The sequence below is a fragment of the Caulobacter sp. GW821-FHT10C03 genome, from assembly GCF_059415485.1.
Window position 1 is genome coordinate 18,179 of sequence record NZ_JBWKNI010000028.1, and the last position, 15,891, is coordinate 34,069.

Annotated in this window: 13 protein-coding genes; 9 read left to right on the forward strand and 4 right to left on the reverse strand. The window is 71.2% G+C overall.

The window, feature by feature from the left end; genetic code table 11:
* Positions 1–37 precede the first annotated feature (37 nt).
* The 5 genes from AC07NG_RS23800 to lpxK all read left to right on the forward strand — a co-directional run bounded on the left by AC07NG_RS23800 (position 38) and on the right by lpxK (position 6,048).
* On the forward strand, positions 38–1,852 hold the full coding sequence (locus AC07NG_RS23800) for an ABC transporter ATP-binding protein (RefSeq protein ID WP_494596782.1): 1,815 nt from the start codon (positions 38–40) through the stop codon (positions 1,850–1,852).
* Positions 1,849–2,547 (forward strand): lysophospholipid acyltransferase family protein, encoded by a 699-nt coding sequence (locus AC07NG_RS23805; RefSeq protein WP_494596784.1) that lies wholly within the window; start codon positions 1,849–1,851, stop codon positions 2,545–2,547. The genes AC07NG_RS23800 and AC07NG_RS23805 overlap by 4 nt, the downstream gene beginning before the upstream one ends.
* Positions 2,548–2,726: 179 nt before the next feature.
* Positions 2,727–3,770 carry a cation diffusion facilitator family transporter gene (locus AC07NG_RS23810; protein WP_494596785.1) on the forward strand — a complete coding sequence of 348 codons (1,044 nt, stop codon included), beginning with the start codon at positions 2,727–2,729 and terminating at the stop codon, positions 3,768–3,770.
* Entirely contained in the window at positions 3,767–5,047 is a 1,281-nt protein-coding gene (locus AC07NG_RS23815; RefSeq protein WP_494596787.1) for a 3-deoxy-D-manno-octulosonic acid transferase, read from the forward strand. The genes AC07NG_RS23810 and AC07NG_RS23815 overlap by 4 nt, the downstream gene beginning before the upstream one ends.
* On the forward strand, positions 5,044–6,048 hold the full coding sequence (lpxK, locus tag AC07NG_RS23820) for a tetraacyldisaccharide 4'-kinase (protein WP_487291924.1): 1,005 nt from the start codon (positions 5,044–5,046) through the stop codon (positions 6,046–6,048). Before AC07NG_RS23815 ends, lpxK begins: the two co-directional genes overlap by 4 nt.
* Positions 6,049–6,221: 173 nt before the next feature.
* On the opposite strand, the gene AC07NG_RS23825 is transcribed toward lpxK, so the two are convergent.
* From AC07NG_RS23825 to purD, 3 genes are all read right to left on the reverse strand, one after another.
* Positions 6,222–7,520 (reverse strand): metal-dependent hydrolase family protein, encoded by a 1,299-nt coding sequence (locus tag AC07NG_RS23825; RefSeq protein WP_494596789.1) that lies wholly within the window; start codon positions 7,518–7,520, stop codon positions 6,222–6,224.
* A gap of 221 nt (positions 7,521–7,741) precedes the next feature.
* Positions 7,742–8,815 carry a phosphotransferase family protein gene (locus AC07NG_RS23830; RefSeq protein ID WP_494596790.1) on the reverse strand — a complete coding sequence of 358 codons (1,074 nt, stop codon included), beginning with the start codon at positions 8,813–8,815 and terminating at the stop codon, positions 7,742–7,744.
* 206 nt (positions 8,816–9,021) lie between these two features.
* The gene (gene purD / locus AC07NG_RS23835; protein ID WP_494596792.1) at positions 9,022–10,296 is read right to left on the reverse strand and encodes a phosphoribosylamine--glycine ligase; all 1,275 of its coding nucleotides are present in this window, start codon (positions 10,294–10,296) and stop codon (positions 9,022–9,024) included.
* Between the two features lie 175 nt (positions 10,297–10,471).
* Between purD and AC07NG_RS23840 the strand changes: the two genes are divergently transcribed.
* Positions 10,472–12,100 carry a PAS domain-containing sensor histidine kinase gene (locus AC07NG_RS23840; protein WP_494596794.1) on the forward strand — a complete coding sequence of 543 codons (1,629 nt, stop codon included), beginning with the start codon at positions 10,472–10,474 and terminating at the stop codon, positions 12,098–12,100.
* Positions 12,101–12,375: 275 nt separating this feature from the next.
* Positions 12,376–12,996, forward strand: coding sequence for a cysteine hydrolase family protein (locus tag AC07NG_RS23845; protein WP_494596796.1), 621 nt, complete (start codon positions 12,376–12,378; stop codon positions 12,994–12,996).
* On the opposite strand, the gene AC07NG_RS23850 is transcribed toward AC07NG_RS23845, so the two are convergent.
* Entirely contained in the window at positions 12,993–13,661 is a 669-nt protein-coding gene (locus AC07NG_RS23850; RefSeq protein WP_494596797.1) for a cation efflux transmembrane domain-containing protein, read from the reverse strand. The two genes, AC07NG_RS23845 and AC07NG_RS23850, sit on opposite strands and share 4 nt — an antisense overlap.
* Positions 13,662–13,739: 78 nt before the next feature.
* Between AC07NG_RS23850 and AC07NG_RS23855 the strand changes: the two genes are divergently transcribed.
* Both AC07NG_RS23855 and AC07NG_RS23860 read left to right on the forward strand, forming a co-directional pair.
* A complete protein-coding gene (locus tag AC07NG_RS23855; protein WP_494596799.1) occupies positions 13,740–14,132 on the forward strand; it encodes a MerR family transcriptional regulator in 393 nt (130 codons plus the stop codon).
* Between the two features lie 110 nt (positions 14,133–14,242).
* Positions 14,243–15,841, forward strand: a complete 1,599-nt coding sequence (locus AC07NG_RS23860) for a hypothetical protein (protein WP_494596801.1) — start codon at positions 14,243–14,245, stop codon at positions 15,839–15,841.
* Positions 15,842–15,891 lie beyond the last annotated feature (50 nt).

Consider the following 15,891-nt stretch of genomic DNA (forward strand, 5'->3'; position numbering starts at 1 on the left):
CCTTGACAGCCCTCCTTCGAAATCCGACCCCTCGCCCATGACCGACGCCGCCGAGACCGAGACCTCCAACCGCGCCCTGGCCGCGCGGGTCTGGCGCGACTTCCTGCGGCCGCGCTGGAAGGGACTGCTGGTTTCTCTGGCCGCCGCCGTGATCGTGGCGACCTTGAGCGGCCAGCTGGCCCAGATCATCCAGCCGGCGATCGACGAGCTGATCACCCATCCCCAGCCGGGGGCCATCTTGCGGATTCCCGCGATCATCGCCGCCCTGGCGATCGGACGCGGCCTGTTCCAGGTGCTGCAATCGGTGCTGATCAGCCGCATCGGCAACGGCGTGGTCGGCGACATGCAGGTGCGGCTGTTCGGCAAGCTGGTCCGGGCCGACCTCGCCCGCCTGCGCGGCGCCCACTCGGGATCCTACGTCTCCTCGGTGCTCTACGACGCCGGCCTGATCCGCGAAGCGGCGACCACGGGCGTGGTCAACTATGTCCGCGAGTTCCTGACCGTGATCGCCGCGCTCTACGTGATGTTCACCCTCGACCCGATCCTGGCGGGCGGCATCATCGTGCTGGCGCCCCTGGCCAGCCTGATCATGCGGCGCTTCTCGAAGAAGACCACCAAGGCCGCCAAGGGCGCGATGGGAGAGACCTCCAACCTCTCGACCGCGATCATGGAGAGCCTGGACGGCATCAAGATCGTCAAGATGGAGAACCGCGAAGCCTATGAAGAGGGCCGGGTCGCCACGGTGGTCGAGCGCCGCCAGCACCACCTGATCAAGGGCAGCAACGCCAAGGCCATGGCCGCGCCGGCCACCGAGGCCTTCACCACCCTGATCGTCGCCGCCGTCTTCGTCTATGCCGGGTGGCGGGCGACCGCCGGCGCCGGCGTTCTGGGCGGCACCCTGACCGCCGGCGCCTTCTTCGCCTTCCTCACCGCCCTGCTGATGGCCGCCCAGTCGCTGCGCCAGGTGGCCAACCTGCAGACGGTGTTCAGCGAAGGCTTCACCGCCGCCCGCCGGCTGTTCGCCGCCCTCGACGTCGCGCCGGCCATCGTCGAGCCGGCCGGCGCCGCCCCCATTCCGCCCGGCGACGGCGTGGTGGTCCTGGACCATGTCGACTTCGCCTATGGCGAAAACGCCCCGGCCCTGTCCGACGTGTCGCTGCACGTGCGCCGGGGCGAGACCGTGGCCCTGGTCGGCCCGTCCGGCGGCGGCAAGAGCTCGATCCTCAACCTGATCCCGCGCTTCTACGACGTCGCCGGCGGCTCGGTGAGCATCGACGGCCACGACGTGCGCTCGGTGACCCTGGCCAGCTTGCGCGACCGCATCGCCCTGGTCACCCAGGAGCCGTTCCTGTTCGACGACACCATCCGCGCCAACATCGCCTACGCCAAGCCGGACGCGACGGACGCGCAGATCGAGGCCGCCGCCGCCCAGGCCGCCGCCCACGACTTCGTCAGCGCCCTGCCCGAGGGCTACGAGACGCGGGTCGGCGAGGCCGGCGCGCGCCTGTCGGGCGGCCAGCGCCAGCGCATCGCCATCGCCCGGGCCTTCCTGAAGAACGCCCCCATCCTGCTGCTCGACGAGGCCACCAGCGCGCTCGACACCGAGAGCGAGGCCCTGGTGCAGGCGGCGCTGGAGCGGCTGATGGCCGGCCGCGCCACCATCCTGATCGCCCACCGCCTGTCGACAGTGAAGCACGCCGACCGCATCTACGTGATCGACAAGGGCCACGTCGTCGAGACCGGAACCCACGCCGGCCTGGTCCGCGCCAAGGGGCTGTACGCCCGTCTGGCCAAGGCCCAGGACCTGGATCACGCGCCCCCCGCTCTCGGCTCCGAGGAGACCGCCTCTTGAGGCCCCTGCGTTCCCCCCTGGTCATCAAGATCCTGTCCTCGATCTTCGCCGGCTACACCAAGCTGGTCTTCGCCACCCTGCGCCTGACCGTCGAGGGCCAGGACAGGGCCGAAGGCGTGTGGGCCGAAGGCCGCACCAAGGGCACGGGCGCGATCCTGTGCCTGTGGCACTCGCGCATCCCGCTCTCGCCGCTCAGCTGGCCGCAGAGCCCGGCCCGCCAGGACATGCGCGCCCTGATCTCGCTGTCCAACGACGGCGAGTTCATCGCCCGGACCATGGACAAGCTGGGCTTTCCGGCCATCCGCGGCTCCTCGGCCAAGAAGAGCGACCTGGGCAAGAACAAGCACGGCGAGCAGGCCTTCCGCGACATGATCAAGTGGGTCAAGGACGGCGGCGGCATGGCCATCACCCCCGACGGCCCGCGCGGCCCGGCCGAGCACATGGAAAAGGGCACCCCCACCCTGGCCCGCTTCACCGGCGCCCCGGTGCTGTTCGTCGGCCTGGCCGCCAAGCCCTGCCTGCGCCTGGGCTCCTGGGACCAGACGATGATCCCCCTGCCCTTCGCCAAGGCCGCCATGGTCTGGGACGGCCCGACCGGAGCGGGACGCGGGGATGATCCCGAGGCGCTGGTGGCCGAATGGGAAGCGCGGCTGTCGGCGGTGACCCGGCGGGCCGAAGAGATCGTGGGGCTTTGATCCTTCTCCCCTTGCGGGAGAAGGTGGCGGCGAAGCCGACGGATGAGGGGTCGAAAGGCCTGTCCGTCGATTTCTGAGAGACCCCTCACCCGACCTCCCTCCGGGAGGCCACCCTCTCCCGCAAGGGGAGAGGGGACGAGTGGATTGATCCCGCACCGCCTTGGTGGGATGTAGACCCCATGCCGCACGACCATCCGGGCCACGACCACGACCATCACGCCCATGGGCACGACCATGACCACGATCACGGTCATGACCATGCGCACGGTCACGGCCACGGCCATGGCCACCATCACGGGCACGGGCATGGCCACAGCCACGGTCACCACGGCCACAGCCACGCCCCGGCCGACTTCGGGCGCGCCTTCGCGATCGGCACGGCGCTGAACCTGGCCTTCGTGGCGGCCGAGGCTCTCGCCGGCTTCGTCACCGGCTCGCTGGCCCTGCTGGCCGACGCCGGCCACAATCTTTCGGACGTGCTGGGCCTGCTGCTGGCCTGGGGCGCGACGGTGCTGGCCAAGCGCGCGCCGACGGGCCGCCGCACCTACGGCCTGCGCAAGGGCACGATCCTGGCCTCGCTGACCAACGCCGCTTTGCTGCTGGTGGCCGTCGGCGCCATCGCCTGGGAGGCCGTGCGCCGCTTCGCCGATCCGCAGCCCGTCGAGACCGGCCCGGTGATGGTCGTCGCCGCCATCGGCATCGCCATCAACACCGCCACGGCCCTGATGTTCATGCGCGGCAGCAAGGACGACCTCAACGTGCGCGGGGCCTTCCTGCACATGGCCGCCGACGCCGCCGTCTCGGCTGGGGTGGTGGTCGCCGCGCTCGCCATGTGGGCCACCGGCTGGCTGTGGCTCGATCCCGTCGTCAGCCTGGCCATCGTCGTGGTCATCGTACTGGGCACCTGGGGCCTGCTGCGCGACTCCCTGGACCTGGCGCTGGACGCCGCCCCGCGCGGCATCGACCCCAAGGCCGTGGCCGACTGGCTGGCCGCCCGTCCCGGCGTGGCCGAGGTGCACGACCTGCACATCTGGGCCATGAGCACCACCGAGACGGCGATGACCGCTCACATCGTCCGCCCCGACGAGACCGACCACGACCAGTTCCTGCACGACGTCTGCGGCGAGCTTTCCAAGCGCTTCGCCATCGGCCACGCCACGATCCAGATCGAGCGCGGCGGCCACGCCCACCCCTGCGCCCTGGCCGCCGAAGGCAGCGTGTGAGCCTGCCCTTCTCCCTGGCGCTGTACCGCGCCGCGACCACGGCCCTGACGCCGGTCGCGCCGGTCCTGCTGCGCCGCCGGGCGGCCAAGGGCAAGGAAGACCCCGCCCGTCTGAACGAACGCCTGGGCAAGCCCGCCATCCCGCGCCCCGAGGGCGTGCTGGTCTGGCTGCACGGGGCCAGCGTCGGCGAGAGCCTGTCGATCCTGCCCCTGGTCGAGCGTCTGCGGGCCGAACGGCCGCACGCGGCGATCCTCGTCACCTCGGGCACCGTCACCTCGGCTGAACTGCTGGCCCGGCGGCTGCCCGATGGCGCGATCCACCAGTACCTGCCGGTCGACACCCCGGGCGGCGCCGCGCGCTTCCTCGACCACTGGCGGCCCGACCTGGCCGTCTTCGTCGAGAGCGAGCTGTGGCCCAACCTGCTGCTGGCCGCCAAGGCGCGCGGAACCAGGCTGGCGCTCGTCTCGGCCAAGCTGTCGGACAAGAGCTATGGCAGCTGGCAAACCCGCCCCCTGGCGGCGGCCTGGCTGTTCTCGGGCTTCGACCTGATCCTGGCCCAGGACGGCCGCGCCGCCGACCGCTTCGCCAGCCTGGGCGGAACCGTGGCCGGCGAGGCCGACCTGAAGTTCGGCTCGGCCTCCCTGCCGGTCGACGAGGCCGAATACGCCCGCCTGCGCTTCCAGCTGACCGACCGGCCGCTGCTGCTGGCCGCCAGCACCCATCCGGGCGAGGACGAGATCGTGCTCGACGCCGTGGCCGGCTTTCACCTGGCCCCGCGCCTGGTGATCGTCCCCCGCCACCCGGTGCGCGGCGAGGCGATCCTGGAGATGGCCCGCGAGCGCGGCCTCGAGGCCGTCCGCCGCAGCCGCTCGCCCGACACGATCGCCGAGGTGATCGTCGCCGACACCCTGGGCGAGATGGGCCTGTGGTACCGCCTGGCCGACCTCGCCTTGGTCTGCGGCAGCCTCGTGCCCGGGATCGGGGGCCACAACCCGCTGGAGCCGGCGCGGCTGGACTGCCCGGTGGTCTCGGGCCCGCATGTCGAGAACTGGCTGACCGCCTTCGGCGACCTCGCCGCCGTCGAGGGCGTGGCCTATGCCGACGCCTCGGTGCTGGGCGAGCGGCTGTCGGTCCTGCTCGAGACGCCCGAACGGCTGAAGGCCCAGGCCGCCCGCGCCAAGGCCTTCGTCGAGGCCCGCGACGCCGCCGCCCGGGCGGGCCTGTCGCGCATCCTGGAACTGGTCCCCCTCAACCCTGGACCGGAGGCGGCTGCATGAAGCTTTCCACCCCCCGCTGGTGGTACCGCCGCGAAGGCGGCCCCGCCCCCCTGACCCGCGCCCTGCTGACGCCCCTCTCCTGGCTGTGGGCCAGCGCCACGGCCCGCCGCATCGCCAAGGCCAGCCCCGAGGATCCCGGCGCGCCGGTGATCTGCGTCGGCAACCTCACCGCCGGCGGGGTCGGCAAGACGCCGATCGTGCGCGAACTGCTGCTGGTGCTCACGAACGGCGGGGTGGCGGCCCATGGCCTGTCGCGCGGCTATGGCGGCTCGCTGAAGGGGCCGCTGCGGGTGGATCCCGCCCGCCACAAGGCCGGCGAGGTCGGCGACGAGCCGCTGATGCTGGCCCAGGACTTCCCGATCTGGATCTCGCGCGACCGCGTCGCCGGAGCCAAGGCCGCCGCCGCGGCCGGCGCCCAGGTGATCGTCATGGACGACGGCCACCAGAACCCGGACCTGGCCAAGACCCTGTCGCTGGTGGTGGTCGACGGCGAGACCCGCGACGACGAATGGCCGTTCGGCGACGGCCGGGTGTTCCCCGCCGGGCCGATGCGCGAGCCCCTGGCCGTGGGTCTGGCGAGAGCCGACGCGGTGATCGTGCTGCTGCCGGCCGACCTGCCGCAGGCCGATCCGGAACTGCTGGCCCTGCTGGCCTCCAAGCCCGTGCTGATCGCCCGCCTGGAGCCGGCCGCCCCGCCGCCGGGCGGTCCGCAGGTGGGCTTCGCCGGCGTCGGCAAGCCGTGGAAGGTCGAGCGCGCCCTGCAGGCCGCCGGCTGCGACCTCGTCGACTTCGCCCCCTTCCCCGACCACGGGACCTACAGCGAGGACACCCTGCGCGGCCTCGCCGAACGGGCCCGCGACCTCGGCGCCAGCCTGGTCACGACGGAGAAGGACTGGATCCGCCTGCCCCCCGCCTGGCGCGACCGTGTCGCCGCTTGGCCGGTGCGGGCGCGGTTCGAGGACGAGGAAGCGCTGGCGCGGGTGCTGGCGGGCCTGGGATGATCCTTCTCCCCTTGCGGGAGAAGGTGGCGGCGAAGCCGACGGATGAGGGGTCTCTCAGACCTGAGACGCCTCACCCAGCCTAACCACCATCGCGGCGGACAGGGCTTTCAACCCCTCACCCGACCTCCCTCCGGGAGGCCACCCTCTCCCGCAAGGGGAGAGGGATCCCGGGCCTACTTCACCACCACCCCGCCCTTGATCACGTGATCCACCTTCTGGAGCACAGACACGTCGGCCAGCGGATCGCCCTCGACCGCGATCAGGTCGGCCGCCTTGCCGGGCGCCAGCGAGCCGGCCTCGGCCGTGATGCCCAGGTGATCGGCCGCGTTGACCGTCGCCGTGCGGATGGCCTCGATCGGCGACAGCCCCGCGCGGGTCAGCAGCACGAACTCATAGGCGTTGTCGCCGTGGGCGCTGACGCCGCTGTCGGTGCCGAAGGCGATCTTGACGCCGCCGTCGTGGGCGCGGCGGGCCATGTCGAGCATCTTGGGGCCGGCTTCCAGGGCCTTGGCGGTCTGGGCCGGCGTGAAGAAGTTGCCCGGGCTGGCGGCGATGCGGGCCACGAAGTCGCCGGCCATCAGGGTCGGGACCAGATAGGCGCCGTTCTTCTTGAAGAGGGCGATGCTCTCGCCGTCGAGATAGGTGCCGTGCTCGATGGAGTCGCCGCCGGCTTTCAGGAAAGCGTTGATGCCGTCCACCCCGTGGGCGTGGGCGGTGACGCGGCGGCCCATGCGGTGGGCGCTCTCGACGATGGCGGCCAGCTCGCTGTCGCTGAACTGCTGCGACAGGCCCGCGGCGGTGTTGGAGAGCACGCCCCCGGTGGCGGTGATCTTGATCACGTCGGCGCCGCGCCAGACCTGCTCGCGCACCGCGCGGCGGCAGTCGTCGGGACCCGAGCACACCGACTCCGGCCGCAGCACGTGCATGACGTCCTCGCGGAAGCCGTTGATGTCGCCGTGGCCGCCGTGGATCGACACGGCCGAGCCGGCGGCGATGATCCGCGGGCCGACCACGTCGCCGCGCTTGATGCCGGCGCGCAGGGCGAAGATGGCGTCGTTGTCGGCGCCCAGGTCGGCGACGGTGGTGAAGCCCGCCATCAGGGTCTTGCGGGCGTAGCCGGCCCCGATCATGGCCTGGTCGGCGGAAGACTGGGTCACTTCGTCGAGGCGCGAATTGGGGCCCTGCTGGCCGGTCAAGTGCACGTGGCTGTCGATCAGGCCGGGCAGCACGAAGCGGTCCTTGAGGTCGACCACCACCCCGCCGGGCTCGGACACATAGCCGTCGGCGATGCGCACCACCTTGCCGTCCTGCACGACCACGGTCTTGGCGGTCTCGACCTTGCCGGTGGCCGGGTCGGCCAGGAGCTTGCCGGCCTGGACGAAGGTCAGGGGGCCAGCGGCTTGAGCGGCGGCGAACGACAGGGCGGCGGCCGCGACGCCGAGCGCGGCGGCGGCCAGGGTACGGATACGCATGGAATAGGCCCCTCTGGAACGATCGCCCCTCCCCAGGGGCGTTTGGCGGCAGGATGAGCGCGGCGGCGCGGGGCTGTCACGCCATTTTCTTTCAGCGAATGGCCGACTTCACACCGTAAAATCCCCGCGAAAGCGGGGACCCAGGTGTTTTATCGTCGAGCGTCCTGCCTTTCAGAAAAAGCCTGGGTCCCCGCTTTCGCGGGGATTTTACGGATGAGAGATCAGGCCCCCGCCCTCTTGGCGAAGCTCCACGCGCCCTTGGCCAGCACCGGCACCCGGGCCTCCATCAGCTGCGCATGGGCGCTGGCCGCCGTGCCGTCGCGCACCCGGCCGACGATGCCCTGGCAGATGCCGGCCAGGCGGAAGAGGTTGTAGCTGAAGTACCAGTCCAGCTGCGGCAGGCCCTGCCGCCCCGTGGCGGCGCAGTAGCGGGCCACGGCCTCGTCGATGGTCGGAATGCCGTAGGCGGTCAGGTCGGTGATCTCGGCCAAGCCCCCGCGCTGGTCGGACGGCATCACCCAGTTCATCAGGAAATAGGTGAAGTCGGCCAGCGGATTGCCCAGGGTCGACAGCTCCCAGTCCAGCACCGCGATCACCTTCGGCTCGGTGGGGTGCAGGATCATGTTGTCGAGGCGATAGTCGCCATGGACGATCGAGGTCTGGTCGTCGGCCGGGGCCGTGGCGGCCAGCCAGTCGATCAGATGGTCCATCTCGTCGATCTTCGTCGTCTCGCTGGCGCGATACTGCTTGGTCCAGCGGTCGATCTGGCGCGTGAAGTAGTTGCCCGGCTTGCCGTAGTCGGCCAGGCCCACGGCGGCGTAGTCGACGTTGTGCAGCGCCGCCAGGGTGTCGATCTGGGCCTCATAGATCGCCCGACGCTCGGCCGGCTGGTAGTCCGGCAGGGTCCCGTCCCAGAGGATGCGGCCCTCGACGTTGTCCATCACGTAGAAGATCGTGCCGATCACGCCCTCGTCCATGCACAGGGCGTAGGGCCGGGCGACCGGGAAGCTGGCCTTGTGCAGGCCCGAGATCACCTTGAACTCACGATCGACGGCGTGGGCGCTGGGCAGCAGCTTGCCGGGCGGCTTGCGGCGCAGAACGTAGCGCTTGGCCGGCGTGACCAGCTGGTAGGTGGGATTGCTCTGGCCGCCCTTGAACTGGCGCACTTCGAGAGGACCGGCATAGCCCTCGACGTTGGCCTCCAGCCACGCGGCCAGGGCGGCCTCGTCGATCGCATGGCGCGGATCGACCGGCTTGGTGCCCGAATTCAGCTCCTGAGCGGACGGCTCGGCCACGGCGCTTCACTCCCAACATTTGTTTGAATGGGAGTTTAGAGGGCCGCGAGGCGCGTGCAAGCCTTCCTTCTCCCCTTGCGGGAGAAGGTGGCGGCCGAAGGCCGACGGATGAGGGGTCGAAAGCCCTGTCCGGAGAGGTCTGAGAGACCCCTCACCCGACCTCCCTCCGGGAGGCCACCCTCTCCCGCAAGGGGAGAGGGATCAGGTCAGAGCGCCCGCCAGCCGATGTCGTTGCGATAGAACCCGCCCTCGAGCGACACCGTGCCCAGCGCCGCATAGGCCACGTCGCGGGCCTCGTGCAGGGTCGCGCCCAGGGCGCAGACGTTGAGCACGCGGCCGCCCGAAGCCACCAGGTTTCCGTCGGCGTCGCGGGTCGTGCCGGCGTGGAAGATCTCGGCCTCGTGGCCGTAGTCGGCCTCGGCGCCCTGGATCAGGCCGCCGGTCTTGGGGGCGTCGGGATAGCCCTCGGCCGCCAGCACCACGCAGATCGCCGCCTCGTCGCGCCACTTGGGCGGCTCGGCGCTGGCCAGTTCGCCCTTGGCGGCCGCCAGCAGGATCGGGACGATGTCGCTCTCCAGGCGCAGCATCAGCACCTGGCATTCCGGATCGCCGAAGCGGGCGTTGTATTCGACGAGCTTGGGCCCCGTCGGGGTCAGCATCAGGCCGGCATAGAGCACGCCCACATACGGATTGCCCTCGGCGGCCATGCCCTCGACGGTCGGCACGATCAGCTCGCGCCAGGCCTGCTCGATCAAGGCGTCGGTCAGCACGGGCGGCGGCGAATAGGTGCCCATGCCGCCGGTGTTGGGGCCCTCGTCGCCGTCATAGGCGCGCTTGTGGTCCTGGGCCGCGCCGAACAGCACGGCGGTCTTGCCGTCGGAAAGGGCGAACAGCGAGGCTTCCTCGCCGTGCATGAACTCCTCGATGACCACCCGGGCGCCGGCCGAGCCGAAGCGGCCGCCCAGCATGTCGACCACGGCGGCGTCGGCCGCCTCGCGCGTCTCGGCGATGACCACGCCCTTGCCGGCGGCCAGGCCGTCGGCCTTGATCACGAACGGCGCTTCCAGGGTGTCGAGGAAGGCGCTCGCGCTGCCTGCGTCCTCGAACACGCCGTAGGCGGCGGTCGGCAGGTCGTGGCGCTTGCAGAAGTCCTTGGTGAAGGCCTTGGAGGTCTCCAGCTGGGCGGCGCGCTGCGATCCGCCGAAGCAGGGGATCCCCACCTCCGCCAGCTTGTCGGCCAGGCCGACCTCCAGCGCCGATTCCGGGCCGACCACCACCAGGTCCGCGCCGATCTCCTTGGCCAGGGCCACCAGGCCGTCGGCGTCGGTCGCCTTGACCGGTTTCAGCTCGGCCACGGCCGCGATGCCCGGATTGCCCGGCGCGGCGACCAGTTGGCCGCACAGCGGCGAGGCCGCGATCTTCCAGGCCAGGGCGTGCTCGCGCCCGCCGGACCCGACGAGGAGGATGGTCAGCTTTTCCATGAGCCGGGGATGTCGCGCGGGCGCGGCCCCGGGTCAAGGTCGGGCTGCGTCCTATCGTCCCGCGCACGCGCCTGCGACGCTTGGCGCCGTTGCCCGCGGCGACGCTCGTAGGCTTCTTTGCGTGCGAATACGCGCGTCGGGGCTGGACGCGCCTGAGGGGGCGAACCGCGAGGTCATGGCCAGAGACAACAACCCGCACGCGCGCGACGCCGCGCCGGCCGACGCCGGCGCGCCCGCCACGTCGTCGACGCCCGAGGCCCTGCACTCCTGGGCCTTCCTCGACGCCGTGGTCGAGAGCGTGCCGGCCATGCTGGTGGTCAAGAACGGCCGCGACGGCCGCTTCGTGCTGGTCAACCGCGCCGGCGAAGACCTGCTGGGCGTGCCGCGCGAGGCCCTGATCGGCCGCCGCGACGCCGACTTCTTCCCCGCCGACCAGGCCGCCTTCTTCGCCGAGATGGACCGCAAGGTGCTGGAGAGCGACGAGGTCTGGGTCATCGACGAAGAGCCCCTGAAGACCCCGCACAACGGCGACCGCTGGCTGCAGACCAAGAAGATCGCCATCCCCGGCGAGGGCGACGAGAAGCTGCTGCTGATCATCAGCGAGGACATCACCGAGCGGAAGGCCTCGGCCGTGGCCCTGGAGGCCGCGCTGGAGAGCGCCCGCGCCGCCAGCATCGCCAAGAGCGAATTCCTGGCCAATATGAGCCACGAGATCCGCACCCCGCTGAACGGCGTGCTGGGCATGGCCCAGGTGTTGGCCCAGACCGAGCTGACCCCGCGCCAGCGCGAGATGATGGACGTGATCCTGGGCTCGGGCCGCACGCTGAACGCCCTGCTCAGCGACATTCTGGACCTGGCCAAGGTCGAGGCCGGCGAGGTCGGGCTGGAGCCCGCCCCCTTCAACCTGCGCGGCGCGCTGATCGCCACCGCCGCCACCTTCGAGGGCCTGGCCCACCAGAAGGGCCTGAACTTCTCGCTGTCCTTCGACGACGGCTTCCACGACCGGGTCAGCGGCGACGCGCTGAAGTTCGGCCAGATCGTCAGCAATCTGATCAGCAATGCGGTGAAGTTCACCAGCGAGGGCCATGTTGCCGTCCACGCCCGCACCCAGGCCGAGGGCGAGGCCATCCGCCTGGTCGTCACGGTCGAGGACACCGGCGAGGGCTTCACCCCGCAGGTGCAGGCCAGCCTGTTCGAGCGCTTCGTGCAGGGCGACGGCTCGATCACCCGGCGGTTCGGCGGCTCGGGCCTGGGCCTGTCGATCGCCCGCCGCTTCGCCCGGCTGATGGATGGCGACATCGCCTGCCGCTCGACGCCCGGCGAGGGCGCCTGCTTCACCTTCACCGCCCGCCTGGACACCGCCGCCCCCGAAGAGCCCGCGCCCGCCCGCCGTCCAGCCAAGGCGCCCGCCCCCGAGCGCCTGCGCGTGCTGCTGGCCGAGGATCACCCCACCAACCAGCGGGTCGTGGAGCTGATGCTCGACGGCGCCGCCGACCTGGTCATCACCGCCGACGGCGAGGCTGCCCTGGCGGCCTACGAGCGCCAGGCCTTCGACCTGGTTCTGATGGACACCCAGATGCCGGTGATGGACGGCCTGACCGCCATCAGCGAGATCCGCATGCGCGAGCGCGCCGCCGGCCGGCCGCGCATCCCGATCATCTCCCTGACCGCCAACGCCATGCCCCACCAGGTGGAGGCGTGCCTGGCCGCCGGCGCCGACCTGCACCTGGCCAAGCCGATCACCGTCTCGGCCCTGTTCGACAGCATCGCCCAGGCCTGCGACCTGGCCGGGGAAGCGGACTAGGGGGCTGCGGCTCAGGGGTTACGCCACTCTCCTTCCATCCCGTCATTCCCGCCCTTGTGGCGGGAACCCCTGGTTCCGCTTCCACGTGAGGCGCAAGCGGCGTGCTGAGCACGCCGCCCCATCCGCCCTTGCGGCTGACAGAGGGGTTCTCGCCACAAGGGCGAGAATGACGGACGTTATTGGAGGCGGTGCTCGGCCCCCGCCACGACCGGATCATCCAAGCCCCGCGCGCCGATCGCGCGTCTGCTGACGGCCTCGCCGCCGGGAGCCCCGCCATGAGCCTCGCCTATCCCCAGGGCCGCACCGCCCTGCTGTTCGTCGATCCCTACAACGACTTCCTGGCCGACGGCGGCAAGCTGTGGCCCAGGGTGGCGGCGACGGAAGGCGCCGAAGGCCTGCACGGGCGGCTGAAGGCCGTGGTCGCCGCGGCGCGCACCGCGGGCCTGCCGCTGTTCGTCGTGCCCCACCACCGCTTCGCCCTGGGCGACCTGGACGGCTGGAAGCATCCCTCGCCCTATCTGCAGGGCAGCGCCCGGGCCCTGGTGTTCGAAAAGGACGCCTGGGGCGGGGAATGGCATCCCGACTTCGCGCCCCTGCCCGGCGACGTGATCGTGACCGAGCACTGGGGGTCGAGCGGCTTCGCCAACACCGACCTCGACTACCGCCTCAAGCAGCGCGAGATCACCCACGTGATCCTGATCGGGCTGGTGGCCAACACCTGCATCGAGGGCACCGGCCGCTTCGCCGCCGAGCTTGGCTATCACGTCACCCTGGTCACCGACGCCACGGCGGCGTTCTCGGACGAGGCCCTGCACGCGGCCCACGCCATCAACGCCCCGACCTACGCCCACGCCATCGTGACGGTTGAGGAGGTTACGGCCTCGCTCGGCGCCTAGCGGCTGCGCGCCGCCACGCTGAAGCGAGCCGGAGACGGCGGGGTTTTGGCCTGGCGCAGTTCGGCCCGCGCCTGGCGGACGATCTGCCAGCCGCCCTGCAGAGCCAGGCCCGCCATCACCGCGGCCACCACCAGGTCGGGCCAGCGCGAGCCCGTGCCCAGCACGCCGGCGGCCGCCAGCATCACCGCCACGTTGCCGATGGCGTCGTTGCGCGAGCAGATCCACACCGAGCGCATGTTGGCGTCGCCGGTGCGGAAGCCGAACAGCAGCGCCGCCACCCCGACATTGGCGACCAGGGCGATCAGCCCCAGGGTCCCCATCACCGGCGCCTCGGGCGTGCGGCCGGCGATCACGCCCCAGACCGTCATGGCCGACACCCAGCCGCCGAACAGCAGCATGGTCGCGCCCTTCAGCAGCGCCGCCCGCGCCCGCCAGGTCAGGGCCAGGCCCGCCACGCCCAGGCTGATGGCGTAGTTGGCCGCGTCGCCCAGGAAATCCAGGGAGTCGGCCTGCAGCGACGCCGAGCCCGACAGCAGGCCCGCCGCGCCCTCGGCCAGGAACATGCCGCCGTTGATCACCAGGGCGATCCACAGCGCCAGCCGCCAGCGCCCCGACGGCGCGGGTGCGTCGGCCTTGCACAGATCATCGCCGCAGCAGTCAGCCATCTGGAGCCTCCTTCAAAGAGGCCCTATGTCTGCACCCTGTAGCCGCTACAGGGTCAAGCGCTCCGCTCGGAGGTTCTCATGTCTTCCATCGGCGATCTTTCCCGCCGCACCGGCGTGCCGGTCGAGACCATCCGCTATTACGAGCGCATGGGCCTGCTGCCCGAGCCGCCGCGCACCGAAGGCAACTACCGCGCCTACGACGCCACCCACGAGCGGCGGCTGGCCTTCGTCAAGCGCTCGCGGGATCTGGGCTTCGGCCTGGACCGCATCCGCGCCCTGCTCGACCTGGCCGACGCGACCGACCGCCCCTGCGGCGAGGTCGACGCCCTGGCCCGCGACCAGCTGGCCGAGGTCGAACGCAAGATCGCCGACCTCCAGGCCATGCGCGAGGAACTGCGCGACATGCTCGACCACTGCCACAGCGACACGGTGGCCGACTGCGGAATCCTGGAGCGGCTGCGAGGGCGCTAGGCCGGTCGGCTCGGCGACCGATATAGACGCAGCGATGCGGAACAATACCTGAACCGACGGCCTGGCCGGCGGCATTTTTCAAGCCTTTTCAAAGTTCAGGATATTTTCCCATGGTCACCTACACCCAACCGGGCGCCGGCGCGGCGACGCGCTCCGTCGACGCCAAGATCGCCGAGATCCGCTCGGCCGAGGACTACGGCGCGGCTGGGACCGGCGCCGGCGACGACGGCCCCGCCCTGCAATCGGCCCTCGCCAGCTACACGGCCGGCGCCCTCACCGGCGGCAAGGTCAAGGCCGCCGGCCGCTATCGCGTCGCCACCTCGGTCGCCCTGCCCCAGGGCGCGGTGCTGAGCGGCGACGACGTCAGCCCCGAGCAGCCTCGCGTCGGCCAGTCGATCTTCGACCGCCCCTCGCTGATCCGTCTCGTGCCCAGCGCCACCGTCACCCTCGGCCGGGGCGCGGCGATCGAGAACCTGTCGATCGTGCAGGACCTGCCCGACACCAGCGAGCCGCCGCTGAACGACACGGCGATCGCCGCCCTGCTGGCCGACTACAGCGGCGTCGGCGTCACCGCCAACCGCACCGGCGGGGCCGTGCGCAACGCCTTCGTCGCGGGCTTCGACACCTGCGTCCTGGCCGACATGACCGCCCCCGCAGGCGGAACGAGCCTCGGCGGCACGGGCATCGACGGCGGCCGGATCAATCTCAGCAACCTGCGGCTGGACGGCAAGAACGGCGTCCGCCTCAAGGGCTCCAGGGACGTCTCGCGCATCGTCGACGTCCACTTCTGGCCGTTCGTCACCGCCCATGTGAACGACGCCACCAAGGCCAATCTCAAGCGACCCGGCGTCGGCCTCTATCTGGAGGGGACCAACGAGTTCACCTGCATCGAGCGCTTCTTCGCGTTCGGGGCCGCGCGCGGCATGGTGTTCGACGGCGCCAACGACGTCTTCGCCACCGATTGCCAGATCGACCATCCCGACGCCGTCGGCAATGTCGCGGTCGACATCCTGAACGGCGCCTACGCCATCCACCTGGTCAACCTGCACACCGAGGCTCAGCAGGTGGGCGTGCGGATCAACAGCGTCGGCCCGGCCGGCGCCCAGGGCGCCGCCCGCGAGGTCGTGGCCGACATTCGGGGCGGCCGCATCGTCGCGACGGACATCTGCGTCGACATCCAGAACGGCGACACGCTGATCGACGGCGTGGTCTTCCGTGCGGCGGCGGTCAAGATCCGGGTGGGCGCGATCGCCGACAACGTCACGATCGTCAATCCGGTGTTCGACGACGCGGGCGTGGCGATCAGGATCGACGCGGGCTTCACCGGCCGCTGCAAGATCGACCTGGGCCTGCCGTGCCTGGGAACGCCGGTGTTCGACATCCCCGACGCCCTGATCACCGCGGGCCGGGTGGTGATCCACGACCCGTACAACTACACGGGCAAGGCGGCGGCCAGCGCCCAGTCGGAACGCAACACCGGAAAGCTCAATGTCGGGACGGCCGCCCTGACCGCGACGATGTTCGGCGTGATCCAGGCCTCGGTGGCGGCTGGTTCGCCCCACTACGCCTTCTGGAAGGACGACGGCGCCGACAACGCCAAGCTGGGCGACATCGTGTTCGACGGTCAGAAGTTCTACGCGCGCCGGCTCAGCAACGACGGCCTGACGGTGCGGAGCGCGGTCATGATCGCCGACACCAGCGGGTCCTGATCCAGCATCAGGCGCACGATGGGAAGGGGGACGGCGCGCGACGCGCCGTC